At 71.6% G+C, this 17,485-nt stretch carries 14 protein-coding genes; 11 read left to right on the top strand and 3 right to left on the bottom strand.

Annotated features, from left to right (window positions below; translation table 11 throughout):
• Positions 1-3: 3 nt before the first annotated feature.
• The 8 genes from LX88_RS21395 to LX88_RS21360 all read left to right on the top strand — a co-directional run bounded on the left by LX88_RS21395 (position 4) and on the right by LX88_RS21360 (position 12,925).
• Positions 4-1,230: a hypothetical protein gene (locus LX88_RS21395; protein WP_258949560.1), complete on the top strand. Its 1,227-nt coding sequence runs from the start codon at positions 4-6 to the stop codon at positions 1,228-1,230.
• Positions 1,227-1,901, top strand: coding sequence for a 4Fe-4S single cluster domain-containing protein (locus LX88_RS21390; protein ID WP_258949559.1), 675 nt, complete (start codon positions 1,227-1,229; stop codon positions 1,899-1,901). Before LX88_RS21395 ends, LX88_RS21390 begins: the two co-directional genes overlap by 4 nt.
• Positions 1,902-2,158: 257 nt before the next feature.
• Positions 2,159-3,121: a hypothetical protein gene (locus LX88_RS21385; protein ID WP_258949558.1), complete on the top strand. Its 963-nt coding sequence runs from the start codon at positions 2,159-2,161 to the stop codon at positions 3,119-3,121.
• 59 nt (positions 3,122-3,180) lie between these two features.
• The gene (locus LX88_RS21380; protein WP_258949557.1) at positions 3,181-5,874 is read left to right on the top strand and encodes a CHAT domain-containing protein; all 2,694 of its coding nucleotides are present in this window, start codon (positions 3,181-3,183) and stop codon (positions 5,872-5,874) included.
• A gap of 29 nt (positions 5,875-5,903) precedes the next feature.
• Positions 5,904-7,379 (top strand): hypothetical protein, encoded by a 1,476-nt coding sequence (locus LX88_RS21375; RefSeq protein WP_258949556.1) that lies wholly within the window; start codon positions 5,904-5,906, stop codon positions 7,377-7,379.
• Positions 7,376-10,225, top strand: a complete 2,850-nt coding sequence (locus LX88_RS21370; protein WP_258949555.1) for an ATP-binding protein — start codon at positions 7,376-7,378, stop codon at positions 10,223-10,225. Before LX88_RS21375 ends, LX88_RS21370 begins: the two co-directional genes overlap by 4 nt.
• A gap of 24 nt (positions 10,226-10,249) precedes the next feature.
• Positions 10,250-12,610 (top strand): caspase family protein, encoded by a 2,361-nt coding sequence (locus LX88_RS21365; RefSeq protein ID WP_258949554.1) that lies wholly within the window; start codon positions 10,250-10,252, stop codon positions 12,608-12,610.
• Positions 12,611-12,643: 33 nt separating this feature from the next.
• The gene (locus LX88_RS21360) at positions 12,644-12,925 is read left to right on the top strand and encodes a hypothetical protein (protein ID WP_258949553.1); all 282 of its coding nucleotides are present in this window, start codon (positions 12,644-12,646) and stop codon (positions 12,923-12,925) included.
• A gap of 60 nt (positions 12,926-12,985) precedes the next feature.
• Here LX88_RS21360 and LX88_RS43790 read toward each other — a convergent pair whose 3' ends face one another.
• Positions 12,986-13,396 (bottom strand): VldE C-terminal domain-containing protein, encoded by a 411-nt coding sequence (locus LX88_RS43790; RefSeq protein WP_307790728.1) that lies wholly within the window; start codon positions 13,394-13,396, stop codon positions 12,986-12,988.
• On the opposite strand from LX88_RS43790, the gene LX88_RS43785 reads away from it, so the two are divergent.
• The gene (locus LX88_RS43785) at positions 13,380-13,733 is read left to right on the top strand and encodes a hypothetical protein (RefSeq protein ID WP_307790727.1); all 354 of its coding nucleotides are present in this window, start codon (positions 13,380-13,382) and stop codon (positions 13,731-13,733) included. The genes LX88_RS43790 and LX88_RS43785 overlap by 17 nt on opposite strands.
• 29 nt (positions 13,734-13,762) lie before the next feature.
• Here LX88_RS43785 and LX88_RS21350 read toward each other — a convergent pair whose 3' ends face one another.
• A complete protein-coding gene (locus LX88_RS21350) occupies positions 13,763-14,695 on the bottom strand; it encodes a helix-turn-helix transcriptional regulator (protein WP_258949551.1) in 933 nt (310 codons plus the stop codon).
• 101 nt (positions 14,696-14,796) lie between these two features.
• Here LX88_RS21350 and LX88_RS21345 point away from each other — a divergent pair, with 101 nt between their 5' ends.
• On the top strand, positions 14,797-15,696 hold the full coding sequence (locus LX88_RS21345; RefSeq protein WP_258949550.1) for an MBL fold metallo-hydrolase: 900 nt from the start codon (positions 14,797-14,799) through the stop codon (positions 15,694-15,696).
• A gap of 5 nt (positions 15,697-15,701) precedes the next feature.
• On the top strand, positions 15,702-17,153 hold the full coding sequence (locus LX88_RS21340; RefSeq protein ID WP_258949549.1) for a carboxylesterase/lipase family protein: 1,452 nt from the start codon (positions 15,702-15,704) through the stop codon (positions 17,151-17,153).
• 2 nt (positions 17,154-17,155) lie between these two features.
• Here LX88_RS21340 and LX88_RS21335 read toward each other — a convergent pair whose 3' ends face one another.
• Positions 17,156-17,377, bottom strand: coding sequence for an Atu4866 domain-containing protein (locus tag LX88_RS21335; RefSeq protein ID WP_258949676.1), 222 nt, complete (start codon positions 17,375-17,377; stop codon positions 17,156-17,158).
• Positions 17,378-17,485: the final 108 nt, after the last annotated feature.

The following is a 17,485-nucleotide window of genomic DNA, read 5'->3' as shown; positions in this document are numbered from 1 at the left end:
GCAGTGACCACTCCCCTTGGCAGCAGTGCACGGACCCGGCGGCTGCGCACGGCGATCGGCGACGTGCCGCTGCCCGAATCGAAGGTCGACCCGCGCATCCCCGCCTCCGTGCTGATCGCCGACGCGCAGGCGCAGGGAGCCGCCGACGCGCGCAGGCACGTGCTGGACAGCTGGTCGTTCGGTGAGCCCACGGCACCGCACTCGGCCGAGTACGACCCGAGCTACGTCCTGAGCCTGCGGCACCTGCGCGACTGCGCCGTGCACTCGGCGCTGGAGCGCCACGTCGAGGCGAACGCCCGCACCGCGCACCTGCGCGAGCAGAGCGAGGAGGCGGGCAGCTTCATGGACTCGGCGCGCACCGCCATGAACAACCTGGCGGTGCTCAGGGCCCGCACGGGCGAGCCGATGGCGGACACCGTCGAAGCTCAGGCCGACCTGGACGCGGCGCGGGACGTTCCCGACGGCGACGACCCGGTGTGGGAGGGCGAGACCGTCCCGGTACGACTGGTGTGGCGGTTGCTGGTGCTGCTCCTGCTGGTCGTGGCGCAGACCCCGGTCCACCACCTGGTGTTCGGGCACTTCCTCGAGGACAGGACGGCTCCGGCGTCGATCTGGGCGCTGTGCGCGTCGATGGCCGTGTTCCTGGTGGCCACGCCGCACGTGGCGGCGTTCATGGCGCGATCGCGTCAGGCGACCGGCAGCGAGCGGCGGCTCACCGCCGGTGTGCTGCTCACGATGACGTTCTGGGTGGCGGTGGTGACCGTCCTGGGGTGGATGTGCGGCGCGGTGCTGGGCCTACAGCACGAGAAGCTCACACCCCTGCACGTCACGCCGGTCACGGTCGTGCTGATGTTCGTCGGGGGACTGCTGGTCACGGGAGCGACCTCGTACCTGCTGGGGTTGTCGCGCCGCCATCCGTTCCAGGAGTCCTACGCGCTGCACCGGCAACGGCGGGAGCAGGTCGAGGCCGAACGCCGGCTGCTGATCGCACGACTGTGCCCGGAGCACGCCGCCGGCGGCGACGAGGAGAACGTCGGGCCGGAGCCGCTCGTGCGCGCGATCAGATCCGCCTACGCGGCGGCCGAGGAGGCGTACTTCGCGTCGCTCACCCAGGCCGTCGGTGATCCGAGCTTCACCGAGGCCGTGCAGCACCGCCGGGGACTGCGGCCAGAGCCGGCACCACAACCGGCGCAGGACGCGGTGCCGCCGGTGGCAGAGGTGGCGTCATGAGCACGTTGCGGATCAGTCGCACCCACTTCCCCGTCACCGCGCTGGGCCCAGGTCTGCGGCTCGGCATCTGGGTGCAGGGCTGCACACTCGCGTGCAGGGGGTGCATGTCCCAGGACACGTGGAATCCGGTCGGTGGCACCGAAGTCGAGGTGGACGACCTCGTCGTGTTGTGGCGGGAGGCGGTCGGCGCGGGTGCCGACGGCCTCACGATCAGCGGGGGCGAGCCCCTGCAGCAACCGGCCGCGCTGCGCGACCTCCTCCGCGCCGTGCGCCGGGAAACGGGACAGGACAAGGACGTGCTGCTCTTCACCGGCTACGACGAGACCGAACTGGACGAGGTGCGCCGAGGCGCGGCCGACCTCGTCGACGTGCTGGTCACCGGCCGGTACGACGTGGCCGCGCCGACCTCGCGCATCTGGCGTGGCTCCGCCAACCAGCGCATGGTGCTGCGCACCGAACTGGCCCGTCGCCGGTACGCGGAGTACGTGGACCACGAACCCGAGTCACCGCGACTCCAGGTAGGACCTGCCGGCGACGGCGGCGTGTGGATCATCGGTGTGCCGCGGCGCGGTGCGCTGCCCGGTCTGACGCACGACCTGCGGGCGATGGGCCTGCCCCCTCAGGACGTCACCTGGCGGCCGTCCCGCGATTCCACGGCCAGCGGCGAATGAGCTTGTTCTCAACCGGTTGAGGCGAGTCTTTCAGCCGGTTGAGAACAAGCTGCAGACGGTTGAGAAAAAGCACCCGAGAAGACCGCGGACTACCTTCTTGTAACCATCTTAGGCCTGGTAGATGGCCTGCTACAGGACGACTCCCCTAGCGTCGCCAACATCGGATGAAGCGCATGTCGCCGAATCCGTTCACGGCGTCGGAGCGCATTTCCAGAACGACGCCGAATTCACCCAAGCGTTGTTCGGGAGATGCAGCCATGACCGAGGAAATGAACGCTGTGCGCCGGCTCGCCGCCGAGGGCCTGCTGGCCAAGACCGCCGCCGAGGCGTCCGTCCAGGAGCACCGCCGGTTGCGGGCCGCGCTGTACGAGATCGCGCACACCGTCGTCTTCACCCAGCTGACCAGGAAGCTGGAGCTCCAGCGCGGGCACCGCGGTTGCGCCCGTTCGGTGCTGCGGCTGGAGGCCGCGTGCCTCGACCGGTTCCACGACGACATGGACGCCGTGCTGGACGACGTCTTCCTGCACGCCACCATGCCCGTGCACAACCTGGAGGGGTGGGTGCACGGGCGGCTGCGGTTCGCCACGATCAACGCCTACCGGCGCAGGCGTGGCGAACGCGGCGCCCTGCAGAAGCCGCGGGTGCCGCGCTGGCTCGCCACGGCGCTGGGCGAGGAGCCCCGGCTCACCGCGCTGGCCGTCGACCTGCTGGAGTTCGTCGGCAACGACTCGGTGGCGGGCGCCGCGGTCTGGCCCGTGGAGTGGTGGGCGGAGCACCGCGCCATCCTCTGCGGCGACGACTACGAGTCGGCCTACCGCGAGGTCGTGCGCGACGTCGGGACGGTGCTGGCGGCGATGCGCTCCAAGCCGCGCTGGTACGCGGACTACGTCGAACGCCCGCTGGGGCACAAGGAGCACTCGACGGTGCCGCTGCCCAGGACGTCGTCGGACGGTCCCGACCTCGCGCACCCGGACGGCGACCCGTTCCGGGAACTGGCGGGCGTGGCCCTGCGCGACATCGGGGCCCGCGTCGCGCTGGGCCAGAACCCGGCCGGCGCGGCCACCGACGTGGTCACCGAGGTGTTCGTCCGCAGCCTCGGCAGCGACGAGCTGGACCGCACGCCGGGCTCCTCCCCGTGGCCGCCGGAGTTCCTGGCCCGCGGCCTGACCGAGCGGACGGTGCTCGAACTGCTCGAAGCCGCGGCCCGCGCGGAGGAGTGAGGTCTCCGTCCGTCAGTTCCTTTCGAACAGACCCGCCGCAGCAACGAGGAGAGGGCCGGATGGCCGAGGAGAACGGTTTTGCCGAGATCGTCGCGCGGTGCGACGCGGTGACGCGCCGCGCGACACCGGACTCGGTGAGCGCGGACGACCTGACCGCGTTCACAGCCGACCTGGCGCGCCTGCCGCAGGAGCACCCGGACCGCGGCAGGCTCGCCGTCACCCTGCTCACCACGGTGACCAAGGGCGGCGGTCCAGCCCGGTCGGTGCTGGTGCCGCACCTGGACGACCTGCTGCGACTCGTCGGCCGGGTCCCGGAGTCGATGGTCGGCTGGCCGCTCGTCGCCGCCGCCGTTCGCGCGCAACACCTCGCGTACCGCGCGGCGGCCGGTGAACAGATCGATCACGTGGCCGCCCAACGCGAGCTCGCCGGGTACGCGGAGGCGGTCCGGGACGTTCCCGTGACCAGGATGCTCGTCGACGCCGCCGGTGCCGCCGTCGACACGGCCGCGGACGGGCTCGAGGCCAACGGCTCCAAGATGATGCGAACCCTCGACGGGGTGTTGAACCAGCTCGGTGACCACCCGGTCGCGCCTGCCATGCACAGCTACGCCGCATCCCTGCACAGGTTGCTCGACGCGGCGAAGAAGGGCGACCTGCACGAAGCGGCGGGCGCCATGCAGGAGCTGAAGGCGTTGGTCGAGACTCTGCCGCCGGAGTTCCGCGACCGCATGGACCTGAGCGAGGCCGACCGCGGCATGGACGAGCTGTTCAGCGTCCTGGACCCCGCTGGCTCCGGTGCGAACGCCGGCGACCGCATCCGGAACGCGGGGCCGTCGCCGAGCGCCCAGCGACGCGCCAGGGTGCTCGCCGCGGCAGCGCTCTTCCAGAACGGCGAGCAGGCCGATCTCGCCCGCATCGACGAGGCGCTCGACCACCTCCGCGACGCCATCGCCATGGACCAGGGCGACGACCTCGACCTGCTCGCGTTGAACGGCCTCGCGACCGGTCTCCTGCGCCGGACGGAACTGACCGGCTCGGCCGAAGGCCTGGACGAGGCCGAGAAGGCGCTGCAGGGCGCGCTGGCCCGGATGCGGCAGCCCAGCCATCCACAGTGGACACTCACGCACGAGTTGCTCGCCATGGTGAGGCACCGGCTGGGCGACCTGCCCGGTGCCAGGCCGTTCACCACGGCCTCACAACGCGCCTACGTGTGGAGGGTGCTGCTGGAGACCGACCCGGCCCAAGCCAAGTGGGCGATCAGGGACGCGGTCAGTGGCGCGCTGGGCGCCGCGCGCCGTTGCCTGGCGGCGTCCAACGTCACCGGTGCCCTGCGCGCGCTGGACACCGGCCGCGGTCTGTTGCTGTTCGCCGAGGCCGAACTCCGCGCGCTGCCCGCGCGGCTCACCGCCGCCGGTCACGCCGGCCTCGCGGACCGCTGGCTGGACGAGGGCCGCCACTCGGAGGGGTTGCGCAAGCAGGTCATGACCGCGTTGCTCGCCAACGACGACATCGCGGCGACCCTGCTCGATCCGCCGTCGCTCGGGGAGATCAGGGCGGCGCTGGCCACGTCCCGTGCCGACGCCCTGGTCTACCTGGTGGCCGGCGAGCAGCTCGCTCCGGGGTTCATGGTGATCGCCCCCAGGGTGGGACCACCGGCGTACCTGATGTTGCCGAACCTCCAGGTGGACAGGGGAAGCGAGGTCGAGCTGTACCTGACGGCGCTGACCGACAGGGCACGCGGAACCACTCGCGAAACCGCTCCGGTCGGCGCCCGCGCGGGTTTCGCGGACCGGGTCGACGCGCTGTGCGACTGGGCCTGGCAGTCGGCGATCGGCCCGCTGCTCGAGTCGTACTTCGCCGGAGCCGCACCGGGTTCGGTGCCCTCGATCGTGTTGCTGCCCATGGGAGACCTGGCCCGCATCCCCTGGCAGGCCGCACGCAGGGCCGACGGCACGCGCGCGATCGAGCTGGCCTCGTTCTCCCAGGCCGTCTCGGCGAGGTTGTTCTGCGAGAACGCCAAGCGCGACCCGATCCGGCCCACGAGGACCGGTCTCGTCGTCGGCGATCCGGACACCTGCGGCGACGCCCCGCCGCTCACCGCCGCACGGGCGGAGGCCCAGGCGGTGCGCGCGGTCTTCTACCCCGGCGCGCGGTACCTCGGCCGGCGGGCGGACGACTCGCAGAGTCCGTCCGGCCGGGGCACCGTCACCGAGGTCAGCGAGTGGCTCGCGGACACGGCGCCGTACGCGGGCACCACGCTGCACCTGGCCTGCCACGGCCGGTTCGTGCCCGCCGACGACGGTGGAACCGCTGACCTGCAACTGGCTCCCGACGACCCGCACGAGAAGGCCGCGGGCAAGCTCGACGCCGACGAGATCATCCGGATCCTCGAGGCGGTGCCCGAGCGCCGGATCGGGCTCGTGGTCATGGGCGCCTGCCACACCGGCCGGTCGATCCACGGCTACGACGAGGCGTACAGCCTCGGCACCGCGTTCCTGGCCGCCGGTGCGCGCACCGTGCTGTCGACGCACTGGGCGATCCCCGACGCGGAGACGTCCGCACTGATGTTCCTGTTCCATCACTACCTGCTCACGGAAGGCCTGCCGGCGCGCGAGGCGTTGCGCGCGGCGCAGTTGTGGATGCTCAGCCCAGACCCGGTGCCGCCCGCCCGGATGCCCGCGGACCTGGTCTCGCTGGCAAGTGACCGCAGGCGGGTCGTGGCGTGGGCGGGATTCACCCACGCAGGCCACTGATTCCCACCACCCCGTCTCAGGGAGAACGCATGTCCTCGATAGACCCCGTCATCGACGAACTGCGCGCCGAACTCGCCGGGCTGACCGGTGTCGCGCGCATGGCCCCGCTGTGCCGTCTCGGTCAGGCGTTGTTGCAGCGCTTCAGCTTCAACGGCGTGCACGCACCGACGTCGATAGGCGACCTCAACGACGCCATCTCCGCGCTCGGGAAGTCGCTCGACCTCCTGGAGGAGACCGACCCGTTGCGGGCGAGCACCGCCTTCCTGCTGGGCACCGGGCTGAGCTTCCGCAGTCAGCTCCTCACGGACGACGACAAGGACGACACAGCGGCGATCGACTGCTTCCGCGAGGCACTCGACAGGGGCACTCTGCCGCCGGTCCAGGTGCCGATCGCGCGGTTGTTCCTCGGCTCCCAGCACATGCGCAGGGTCGCGAAGCCCGGCCCCATGCAGAAGATCATGCACGACCGGATGCTCCGGGTCGCCGCACCGAACCCGCAACCTGTCGCGGTCTCCGACATCGACGTCGCCATCGAGTGCTTCAAAACCGTGCTCGCCGACCAGTCGCTCAGTGCGGACATCCGGGAGATGGCCGAGCTGATGCTGGAGCTCACCGACGTCCTCGCGGTCCTGTACGGCGCGACCGCCGCCGAGTTCAACCTCGCCGACCTCGGCACCTTCATCGCGAAGTTCCAGGGCCTCCAGGAGCGGTTCACCACCCGGGCCAGGCCCGGATACGGTGCCTTCCGGATTCCGGACGTCTTCACGGTCAGCCTCGACAGCTGTAGCAGGCTGCTCGCGACGCCCGCCGGGGAGCGACCGGTGCTGGTCGTGACCGAACCGGTGCCGGCCGACGACGAGGACACGCCGCAGCCGGTCGAGGTCGAGCCCGCACCGGCTCCGGAGGCCCAGGCGGACGTGCGGAAGCTCTTGCGGCAGAGGCTTTCGCTGGCAACGGACGTGCCGGTCTGGGAAGCCGCCGCCGCGTTGTTGCTGCCAGGTGCGCCTGCCCTCGCCGTGCCCGTCGTCGACGACGCGGTGGCCATGGCGAGCACGATCGTGGACGAGCACCCGGAGGACGTCGCGCCGGAGGACGCCGCCGTCGACCAGTTCCTGCTGGCCGTCGTGTTGCTGCTGCGCCACCGGCTCGACCCCGCCGGCGACGCGGACGTGCGGGCGTCGGCCGACACCCTGCTGCTGGCCGCTCGCACGGTGCCCGCCGACCACCCCTCAGCGCCGGTCATCGTGCGGTCGGTCGGGGCGTTCCTGGACGCCGGCGACCCGTTCGGTGGTGTGCTCGAGCGGATCGGGGCGGGCTTCGCCGGACGGCTCGACGTCGTGCTCACCACGGTGACCGATCCCCGCGAGCAGGCGAACCTGCACGCGCTGAGGTGCGTGTGCCGCGCGGCCTGGGCGATCGCGGACGCCGCCAAGGCCGTCACGCGGCTCTCCCCCGACTACCCCTGGGCGGAGGCGCTGAGGGCCGCCGCCGGGCCGGCCAGATGACCAGGCTGATCGGCCGCGACCAGGAGGTCGCGCGGCTCACCCGGCTGCTCGAGGACGCCGTCACGGGCAAGCCGGTGGTCGTGATGGTCAACGGAGAGGCGGGCGTCGGCAAGTCCCGCCTGCTCGCCGAGTTCGCGGACTCCGCCCGTGCGACCGGCGCCGTCGTGCTGGCGGGCGGCTGCCTGGAACTGCAGAGCGGCGCGGTCCCGTACGGCCCGCTGGTGCAGGCGCTGCGGGTGCTGGTGCGTCAGCACGGCGAGCAGGAGGCACGCCGGCTGGCCGGACCGGTGTGGGACGAACTGGCCGCGCTGATCGCCGGTGTCGCCGGCTCTTCGCCCGCATCGGGGACCGGTCTGGGCGCGCAGCACCACGTCTTCCTCGCGGTGTCGCGGATGTTCGACCACATCGGCTCGCTGGCGCCGCTCGTCGTGGTGTTCGAGGACGTGCACTGGGCCGACACGGCGACACTCGACCTCATCGCCTACCTCGCGCTCACCGTGTCCGACCAGAGGTTGATGCTGGTCTGCGGTTATCGCTCCGGTCTGCGGCTCGGTCACCCGCTGCGCACCCGGCTCGCGCAGCCCGACTTCACCCGGCACACGCACCGGATGCCGCTGGCACCTTTCACCAGGGGCGAGCTGCGCGCGTTCGTGGCCGAGCTGACCGGCGGCGACGTCAGCCCGGAACGGGCCGACCGGTACTTCGAGCTGTCCGAGGGCAACCCGTACTTCACCGAGCAGCTGGTGGCGGCGGACGACCCCGCCAGGCCGGACCCGCACGTCCCGGAGTCGCTCACCGACCTGATGCACGCCCAGCTGGCCCAGCTGGGTCCGGACGCCGCGACCGTGGTGCGCGTGGCCGCGGTCGCCGGCCGCCAGGTCAGCGATGACCTGCTGGCGCAGGTCGCCGGCGTCACCGACTCCGCACTCGACTCGGCGCTCACCGAGTGCCTCGACCGGCAGGTGCTGGTCGACGTGCTGGGCGACTCCTACCGGTTCCGGCACGCCCTGCTGCGCGAGACCGCGTACGGCACGGTGCGCCTCCGGGAACGCAAGAGGCTGCACGCCGCGCTCGCCGAGGTGCTGGCCGACGAGGTCGTCCGCGATCCGCACGTGCTGCCCGAACTCGCCTACCACTGGTCCGCGGCCGACCGGGTGCCCGAGGCGCTGCGAGCGGCGATCGGCGCCGGTGACCTCGCCGTCCGCGTGCGGGCGTTCCAGGACGCGGAAGTCCAGTACCGGCGCGCGCTCGACCTGTGGGCACGGCACCCGGAAGCGGCGCCCGCCGCGGTGAACCGCGTGCAGGTGGTCAAGGTCGCCGCCGACGCCGCCCGCTGGGCAGGCCACCTCACGCAGGCGGTCGAGTGGGCGGAGGAGGCGGTCGCCGCGGCCTCGTCCGAGAGCCCGCAACTGCTCGGCGAGCTGCACGAACGCCTGGGCAGCTACCGGTGGGAAGCGGGGTTCGACGCGGAGAGCCTGTGGTCCTACCGCCTCGCGCACGAACTGCTGCGGGACGAACCGCCCAGCGCGCTGGGATCACGGGTGCATTCCGCACTCGCGACGGTCGAGGCCAAGAGCGGCAGGTACACCGAGGCGCTCGCCATGGCCCGCGAGGCCGAGCGGGAGGCGGAACAGGCGAACGCCCGCGCCGAGGTCGGCAGAGCCCGCAACAGCGCGGGGCTCGCGCTCACCCTGCTCGGCGACCACACGACGGGAATCGCCACCCTGCGCGACGCACACCGCATCGCCGAGGAGACCGACCACCTCGAGGACCTGTTGCGCGCCGCGGGGAACCTGGGCGTCTGCCTGGAAAGGGCGGGGCAGGACGCCGAGGCGGTCGAGGTGTTCCGGCAGGCGCTGGAACGCAGCAGGCAGCTCGGCCTGATGGGCTCGCGTCAGGCGGGTCTGCTCGCCAACAACGCCTGCGCGATGTTGTTCCTGACCGGCGGCTGGGAGGAGGCGAGCCGGCTGATCGCCGAGGTGCTGCGGTACTTCCCCAAGCGCGAGACGACCTTCCAGCGCTTGACCAAGGCCGAGATGGACCTCGCCACCGGCAGGTTCGCCGAGGCGGAACGGCTGCTGGAGAGCGTGCGGAACCATCCGAGCGCACAACCGAAGTTCCTCAGCCCGCTCTACCGATGCCTCGCGGAGCTCGCCGTGAGCCGGGGAGAGCCGCAAGCCGCGCTGGCGACGGTGCGGCACGGCATCGAGGCCATCGCCGGTACCGAGGAACACCTGCTGAGGCTTCAACTCTGCGCGTTCGGTCTCAAGGTCGCCGCAGACCACTCGCTCGACGCCGGCGACCTGCTCGGGCACGCGAGTCCGCCGGACGGTGACACGGAGTCGGCGGTGCTGGCCGCCGTGTGCAAGGCCGAGGCCGACCGGGCCGGAAATGCCGACACCGCAACGGCTTGGCACTCGATCACCGAAGCGTGGCGACAGCTGGACCGGCCGTACCCGATGGCGTGCTCGCTGGCGAGGCTGGCCGGTGCGGCGGCACGCGAGGGTGACCGCGAGCTCGCCGCACGGGCGGCCACCGAGGCTGCCGAGGTCGCCGCGCGACTCGGCGCGAAGCCGCTCGCCGACACGATCACGTCGATCCAGCGCACTCACCACCTGCTGCCGAGGGAGACCCGGTCCACCCGCAACCCGTTCGGGCTCACCGCCCGCGAGCTCGAGATCGTGCGCGAGCTCGACGCCGGCCTGACCAACCGGCAGCTCGGCACCCAACTGCACGTCACCAAGGCGACCGTCGGCCGCCATCTGTCCAATGTGTACCAAAAGCTGGGCGTCACCAACAAGACGGCGGCGCTGCGCAAAGCCCGCGACGCCGGGCTCCTCGACTGATCCGCTCTTCTCCTGGGAGGAACCATGGCCCGCAAAGCACTGCTGATCGGCTCACAGGTGGGCCTGTTCGGCGTCGGGAACGACCTCAAGGCCATGACGGCCGCGCTGGAACGGTGGGACTTCACCTCCACCCGGTGCGAGGGTGAGAACGCGAGCAGAGCCGGAATCCTCGACGAGTACGAGAGGTTCATCGGCAATGCCCGCGAGGACGACGCCCTCGTCGTCTACTACAGCGGGCACGGCGGCTACGCGCACGACCCCGAGCTCGGCCACGGCACCCCCGGCCCCGGCACCCTCCAGTTCATCGTCCCCACCGACTTCGAGGAGACGACCGAGGACGACTTCCGCGGCATCACCGCACCGGAGCTGTCGGTGCTGCTCGCCAGGCTGACCGAACGCACGCAGAACGTCACGGTGGTCCTGGACTGCTGCCACTCCGGCCACATGTCCCGCGCGCCGGGCCTGGTCCGCTCCTACCGTCGTCCCGTGCCGGCCAGCGTGATCAGCTCGCACGTCGAGACCCTGCGCCGGGAAGGGCTGGCGCTCGACCTCTGGAACCCGCCGGGCAACCCCCACGCCGTGCGCATCGTCGCGTGCGCACCGGAGGAACGAGCCTGTGAGGGCCAGAACGCCGACGGCGTGCCGATGGGGTATCTGACGGACGCGTTGACCCGCACGCTCGGCGAACTGCACGACAGCGGCCTGACCGCCTCCTGGGCCACGCTCGTCGACCGGCTGCGCCACCGCGTCAACCAGGTCTGGGCGGGGCAACGCCCGGAGATCGAAGGGCCCGCCCGCCGGATCATGTTCGGCACCCGTGAGATCGACCCGCTGGGGGCGCTCCCGGTCACGGAGGTCCGCGGCGGGGTCCGCATCGCCGGAGCGGCTCTGCTCGGCGCCCGTCCCGGCGACAGGTTCGTGGTCATGCCGGACGACTCGCCGGAGCCGGACGAGGAGCGCAAGGTCGGCGACGTGCTGGCCGACCGGGTCGACGCCCAGGCGGCCTACGGCGTGCTGGGCGTCCCCGTCCCGCTCGGCGCACGCGCCCACTTGGTCCACACCGCGTTGCCACCGCTGCTCGTGCACACCGACGACCCCGATCTCGTCACGTCGATCGAGTCCGTCGCGGTGCTCGGCACGGCCGCCGGCGACCTCGCCCACGTCCGGCTGGAGGCGGGCGAGGAGGGGTACACGATCCACGACGCGGCCGGTCCGCTGCACGAGCCGCGGCCCACCATCGCCGCCGTGGTGGCGGACCTGAGGCGCTTCGCCCGTGCCCGTGCGCTGAAAACCCTCGTCGAACCCGTCAACCTGGCCCTCGCGGAACCGGTCACGGTCCGCTTCGGGCGGGTGAGCGACGGCGCCACCACACCGCTCCCCCGCTCCGGCGCGACCATCCACTCCGGACAGTCGATCTGCGTGGAGGTGCGCAACGACAGCAAGACCGCGGCGGTGTACGTGTCGTTGCTCGACGTCGGCTTGTCCGGGCAGATCGCGTCGCTCTACCCGGCCAGCCCGAGCGGACTGCGCCTCGATCCCGGTGTCGGCTACGTGTTCGGCAGCGACGACTACACGAGAGCGCTGCCCGGCATGGAGGTCTCGTGGCCCGAGTCGGTGCCGGCCACCGCGCCCCGCGAGGAGACGATCGTGGTGCTCGTCAGCAGCGAGCCCACCGACACGAGAGTGCTCGAGCAACCCGGCATCGCCAAGAGCAGGGAACGGAGCATCTCCCGGCTGGAGCGCCACCTCTGCATGATCGGCGCCTCGGACGGCAGGGAGACCACGTCGGTGCGCGGCAGGCCGGTGACGTTCTCGGTGCACGCCATCAACTTCGACCTCGACCCGAGACCCGCTCCGATCGGCGAGAACACGGTGTTCGAGGTGGACGACCGGCCGTCCGCCCCGACCTTCTCGGACCACGGGGAGGTCACGTTGCGGCTGTCGAACCTCGTGGTGCACCACAACCGCGCATCACGGGGACCGCGCATCCGGCTGGACGCGCTCGTGCTCACCGAGGACGTCGCGGGGCAGCCGAGGCACTCCGTCCACACCGAACGCTTCAACGACGTCGCCGACGGCGAACGGCTCTCGCTGCGCGACTCCGACGTGTTCCGCGGTGACGCGCACGGCCGCCTCGACGTGGCCATCTGGATCTCGCAGGAGACCAGCGGCCGTCCCGGCCTGAACGCCCTTCTGCCACAGGGCGAACAGGTGTCCGTCGACATCGTCCAAGGCGTGCTCGACCAAGCACTGGGCGGAGCCACCGCCGTCTACCGCAACTCCCTGACCGCATCAGCGGCAGCGCACCGGGCGCAGTGCTTCGACGTGCGCGCCAAGGACTTCTCCTTCCGCTGCACCGTCAGCGGTCCGTCAGAAGACAGGTAACAGCACCGTTCGTTCCTACCCGAGGAGACAGAGATGACCGACGGTTCGAAGCAGCGCGTCACCATCGACGGCATGTCGTGGCAGTTCCCGCCCGCTGACGCCGCCAAGGTGATCGCCGAGATCGAGGGCGCCATGACGAACGGCACCGTCGCCAGGCTCTCCCTGTTCGACGACGACGGCGCCGCCACCGTGTTCTTCAACGGCAGGCTGGTCTCGAGCGTCGTCGTCGACAACGGCAACGGCCCGCGTCCCACCGAGATCTCCGGCCGCGCGGGCGGCGGCCAGCCCCGTCAGATCACCGATCTGCCGCACTGAGGCCGTGGGCCGCGCCGTACGCGGCGCGGCCCACAAGTCGCCTGCGCCAGCGCGAGGAGATCAGCAGGTGACCTTGACCGTCGCGGTCGCCTGGAACGACACGTGCACGTGGTCCATGTGGTTGGCCGTGGGGCTGCCACGGTCCTCCATCGGCGTGTAGCCGCTGCCGTCGTTGTAGCGCTGGCGCCAGATCACGTAGGTCACGCCGAACGCCTTGCGGTTGGCCAGCACGTAGTCGGCCAGGGCGTTGCCGGTGGCGGTGTCGACCATGAAGTCCAGCGCCAGACCGGTGGGGTGGTCGCCGGAGCCGCCGCGGCCGGCCGCGCCGCCGATGTCGTCGACGCCGAACTTGCCAGCGATGTGGTGGCCCACCTGCGCCACGTGCGGCTTGGTGCCGTCCAGGGTGGTCGGACAGGGCGGCGGCGGTGGGGGCGGAGGCGGCGCGGGAGGCAGCGTGGTGGTCGTGGTCACCGGGGGCGCCGTGGTGGTCGTCACCGGAGGCTCCGAGGACGGCGGCACGGTGGTCGACGACGTGACAGACGGCGGGCTTGCGGAGATCGACGAGGCGGCCAGGTTGGCGGCCGCTCCGGTCGGGTCGATCGGCTGGTCTGAATCACGGACCACCCAGAAGGTCGCGGCCAGTCCTGCGGTGAGGGTGGCGGCGACTGCGATGGGCAGTTTCTTGCTGGCTGTCTGGGGCGTTCTATGTCGGCCCGACATTCGGGACACCTTGCGTTGGGGACAGGGCATGGTCACACAGCGCGCCACATTACGAAATGAACACGGGAACATCACGGCCGAGTGTTGATGGTCACATTTCCGCCGGTGAGCGTGGTGTCACAGCAAGTGACGGCCCTGTGGATCCGGGGAGGTCACCGGTCCCGGCACCGCGAAGTCCATTGGCAACGGATCTTCGAACGGTCCCATCGCCACGGCCTGCCCGAGCAACGTGAGCGCGGCCTGTGCGGCCGATCCGGGTTGCGTCGTCACCACGGTCAGCGTCTGGTCCGGGGCGTGCGGGAGGCGGAGTGTCTGCTGCTTCACCGTGATCTCTCCCGCGATGGGGTGGTGCATCCGGTGCGCGGTGCTGTCGCACGCGCGCACCCGGTGGTCCGCCCACATCGTCGCGAACTCGGGACTGCGGGTCGCCAACTCGCCCACGAGGGCGCTCAGCTCGCGGTCTTCCGGATACTTGCCTGCGGTGAGGCGGAGGTTGCCCACCACCGCACGGGCCTTGACCGCCCAGTTCTCGTAGAGGGCGCGGGTGTGCGCGTCGAGGAAGACCAGCTTGGTCATGTTCGGACGGTCGGCGGGGCGTTGGGGACTGGACTGGTCGAGGTGGCCCGCGAAGAAGGCGTGGCCCAACGGGTTCCACGCCAGCACGTCGCCGCGCCTGCCCAGCAGGATCGCCGGTTGGGTCAGGGTGGCGAGGAGTTCGGCGGTGTCGGGCGAGACGCGTTCGGGCGGTGGTTTCGGCGCGGCCCGGTGGCGTCGAGGCTGGGCCAGTTCGCGGAGGTGGGCGTGTTCGTCCGGGTTCAGTTGCAACGCCCGGGCCAGTGCGGCCACGACCTCCTGCGACGCGTGCAGCGCCTGTCCTTGCTCCAGCCGGATGTAGTAGGAGGCGCTGACGCCGGCCAGGCCGGCGACCTCCTCGCGACGCAGACCGGGAACGCGTCGCCGTTCGCCGTAGGTCGGGAGGCCGACCTGGTCCGGTCGCAGGCGCGCCCGGCAGGCCTGGAGGTACTCGGCGAGCTGTCCCTGTCCGCTCATCCGGCCAGTATGCGCACACCGGCCGCGCCGAGCCTGACCACGCCAGTGGTAGGCAAGGGCGGGTCTGGTTGCCCACGGCCGGAGTTCGCAGCATCGACGGCATGGACACGATCGAACTGGGTGACGTCTCCGTCACCCGTGTGTGGGAGTACTACGGCTCGGTGAAGATGACGCCCGACGTCTTCTTCCCCGAGAGCTCGCGGCAGGTCTGGGAGGACACGGAGCCGGAGTTCCTCGACCCCGTCACCGGGAACGTGCGGGCCGCCGTCCAGACGTGGCTGTTGCGCAGCGAGGGCAGGACGATCCTGGTCGACACCGGGGTCGGCAACCACAAGGAGCGTCCTTACGCCGCGGTGTGGAGCCATCTCTCCACGGACTTCCTCGGCAACCTCGCCCGCGCCGGCGTCCGCCCCGAGGACGTGGACGTCGTCGTCAACACCCACCTGCACGTCGACCACGTCGGCTGGAACACCCGCCTCGAGGACCGCGCCTGGGTGCCGACCTTCCCCAACGCCACCTACCTGATGCCGAAGGACGACTTCGACTTCTGGAACCCCGCCAACGACCGGACGGCCGTGCTCGGCCGCGGCAACCAGAACGTCTTCGAGGACAGCGTCGCCCCCGTGCACCAGGCCGGTCTGGCGCACCTGTGGGAGCGCGGCCACCAGATCGACGCCAACCTGCGCCTGGAACCGGCACCCGGCCACACGCCGGGCTCCAGCGTCCTGACCCTCGCCTCCGGCACCGACCGCGCGGTGTTCGTCGGCGACCTGGTGCACGCCCCGGCACAGATCTTCGAACCGGACGCCAACAGCTGCTTCTGCGAGGACCCCGCCGAGGCCCGCGCCACCCGCCGCAGGATCCTGGGCGAGGCCGCGGACACCCGCACGCTGGTGTTCCCTGCGCACTTCCCCGGCGGGGGCGCCGTGGAGGTCGCGCGCGACGCGGACACGTTCGCCATCAAGGACTGGGCCTCCTTCTCCCCCTACGAGCAGAGGTGAGGCCGATGGAGGTCGTCACCACCCGAGGTGCCGTGCGCGGGCTGAGCCGCGACGGGATCGCCGCCTTCCTCGGCATCCCGTACGCCGCCGCGCCCTCCGGTGCCAGCCGGTTCGCGGCACCTGCGGAGCACGAGCCGTGGCGGGACGTGCGCGATGCCACCGAGTTCGGGCCCACCGCCCCGCAGGCGCCGCGCCTGCTCGGCAACATGGACCTGCGCGCCTACTTCGGCGAGGGCTGGCACCGCGGCGAGGACTACCTGACCGTCAACGTCTGGACGCCGGATCCCGCCGCCACCGGCCTGCCCGTCATGGTGTTCGTGCACGGTGGCGGCTTCGTCGCCGGCTCCGGACGCGCCGAGCTGTACGACGGGTCGGCGTTCGCCCGTGACGGCGTCGTGCTCGTCACCGTGAACTACCGCCTCGGTGTCGCCGGGTTCCTCGACGTTCCCGGCGCACCGGCCAACCGCGGCCTGCTCGACGTGGTCGCGGCCCTGCGCTGGGTGCGGGACAACGTCGCCGGGTTCGGCGGCGATCCCGGCACCGTCACGGTGTTCGGCCAGTCCGCCGGGGCGACCATCGTCGGCGGGCTGCTGGCCGCGCCTGAGGCCACCGGGTTGTTCCGGCGCGCGATCGTCCAAAGTGGAAGCGGTCTGGGTGCCTTCTCATCCGAGCAGGCGGCCCTCGTCACCCGCGCCGCCGCCGAACTCCTCGGCGTCGAGGCGAGCGCCGACGCCTTCGCGGGGATCTCCGACGAGCGTCTCGTGGAGACGGCGTCCAAGCTCGCGGGCATCGACCTGCGCACAGCAACGCACACCGATCCGCTGGTGGGGCTGAGCCCGTTCAGCCTGGTCCTCGACACGCAACCGGCGGACGCCCCCGTCGCCGAGGTCGATCTGCTCATCGGCACGAACACTGAGGAGGGCAACCTCTACCTGGTCCCGTTCGGCAAGTACGACAGCTCGACCAGCGCCGACGTGGACGCCGTCGCGGCCAAGGCGCACCCGGACCCCCTGCGGCTGGTCAGGACCTACCGCGAACAGCGGCCGGCGGCCACCGGCGGCGAGATCCGGTCCGCCGTCCTGGGCGACGCCCTGTTCGGCGCGGGCACCTGGGCGCTCACCGAGGCGCACGCCCGTCACTCCCGGGCTTTCGCCTACGAGTTCGCGTGGCGGTCACCCGTGCTCGGCGCCACGCACACGGTCGAGCTCCCGTTCGTGTTCGCGCGGACCGGCCTTCCCGCCTTGCGCGGGCCGAACAGGCTGCTCGGCGAGGACGAAGCACCGTCGTCTCTCGTCACGCGGGTCCACGACAGCTGGGTTCGCTTCGCCCGCACCGGAGATCCCGGCTGGCCGCGCTACACCGAGAACCGGCGCACCACCATGCGGTTCGACCTGGACAGCGGCACGGTCGACGACCCGCGCGGCGCGGAACGCCAGGCGTGGGAGCGGCCTGGCTGAGCTCATGCGGAGATCTCGCGGTAGAGGACCAGGTGCTCGTGGTAGAGCACTCCGTCGCGCACGTCGCCGGTGGCGGTGAACCCGGTGTCATCGACGTAGTCGAGGTGCGCACCGGTCACCGTGTAGCTGCCGGTGTACGCACTGGCGCGGCTGCCGCGGGCCTCGTCGTACCTGCCGTCGGCGCGCAGCTCCTGGCGGATGTGGCCGTCCGCGGTGACCCACATGCCCACCACGTCGACGTTGTCCTGGGTCTTCTGGTCGTTCACTCGGTTCGTCACGCTCCTGATCCTGCGAGCCTTTGGCTCAGGCGGCCAGGCCTCGCTCTTCCCGGG

The organism is Lentzea californiensis (genome assembly GCF_024648825.1).
GTDB lineage: Bacteria > Actinomycetota > Actinomycetes > Mycobacteriales > Pseudonocardiaceae > Lentzea > Lentzea californiensis.
This window is presented reverse-complemented; position numbering and strand designations above follow the sequence as displayed.

What these genes read in the sequence shown, in the direction of transcription:
- LX88_RS21390 (WP_258949559.1), top strand. Translation starts at nt 1,227, where the DNA reads ATGAGCACGTTGCGGATCAGTCGCACCCACTTCCCCGTCACCGCGCTG.
- LX88_RS21385 (WP_258949558.1), top strand. Translation starts at nt 2,159, where the DNA reads ATGACCGAGGAAATGAACGCTGTGCGCCGGCTCGCCGCCGAGGGCCTG.
- LX88_RS21380 (WP_258949557.1), top strand. Translation starts at nt 3,181, where the DNA reads ATGGCCGAGGAGAACGGTTTTGCCGAGATCGTCGCGCGGTGCGACGCG.
- LX88_RS21375 (WP_258949556.1), top strand. Translation starts at nt 5,904, where the DNA reads ATGTCCTCGATAGACCCCGTCATCGACGAACTGCGCGCCGAACTCGCC.
- LX88_RS21370 (WP_258949555.1), top strand. Translation starts at nt 7,376, where the DNA reads ATGACCAGGCTGATCGGCCGCGACCAGGAGGTCGCGCGGCTCACCCGG.
- LX88_RS21365 (WP_258949554.1), top strand. Translation starts at nt 10,250, where the DNA reads ATGGCCCGCAAAGCACTGCTGATCGGCTCACAGGTGGGCCTGTTCGGC.
- LX88_RS21360 (WP_258949553.1), top strand. Translation starts at nt 12,644, where the DNA reads ATGACCGACGGTTCGAAGCAGCGCGTCACCATCGACGGCATGTCGTGG.
- LX88_RS21350 (WP_258949551.1), bottom strand. Translation starts at nt 14,695, where the DNA reads ATGAGCGGACAGGGACAGCTCGCCGAGTACCTCCAGGCCTGCCGGGCG.
- LX88_RS21345 (WP_258949550.1), top strand. Translation starts at nt 14,797, where the DNA reads ATGGACACGATCGAACTGGGTGACGTCTCCGTCACCCGTGTGTGGGAG.
- LX88_RS21340 (WP_258949549.1), top strand. Translation starts at nt 15,702, where the DNA reads ATGGAGGTCGTCACCACCCGAGGTGCCGTGCGCGGGCTGAGCCGCGAC.
- LX88_RS21335 (WP_258949676.1), bottom strand. Translation starts at nt 17,377, where the DNA reads ATGTGGGTCACCGCGGACGGCCACATCCGCCAGGAGCTGCGCGCCGAC.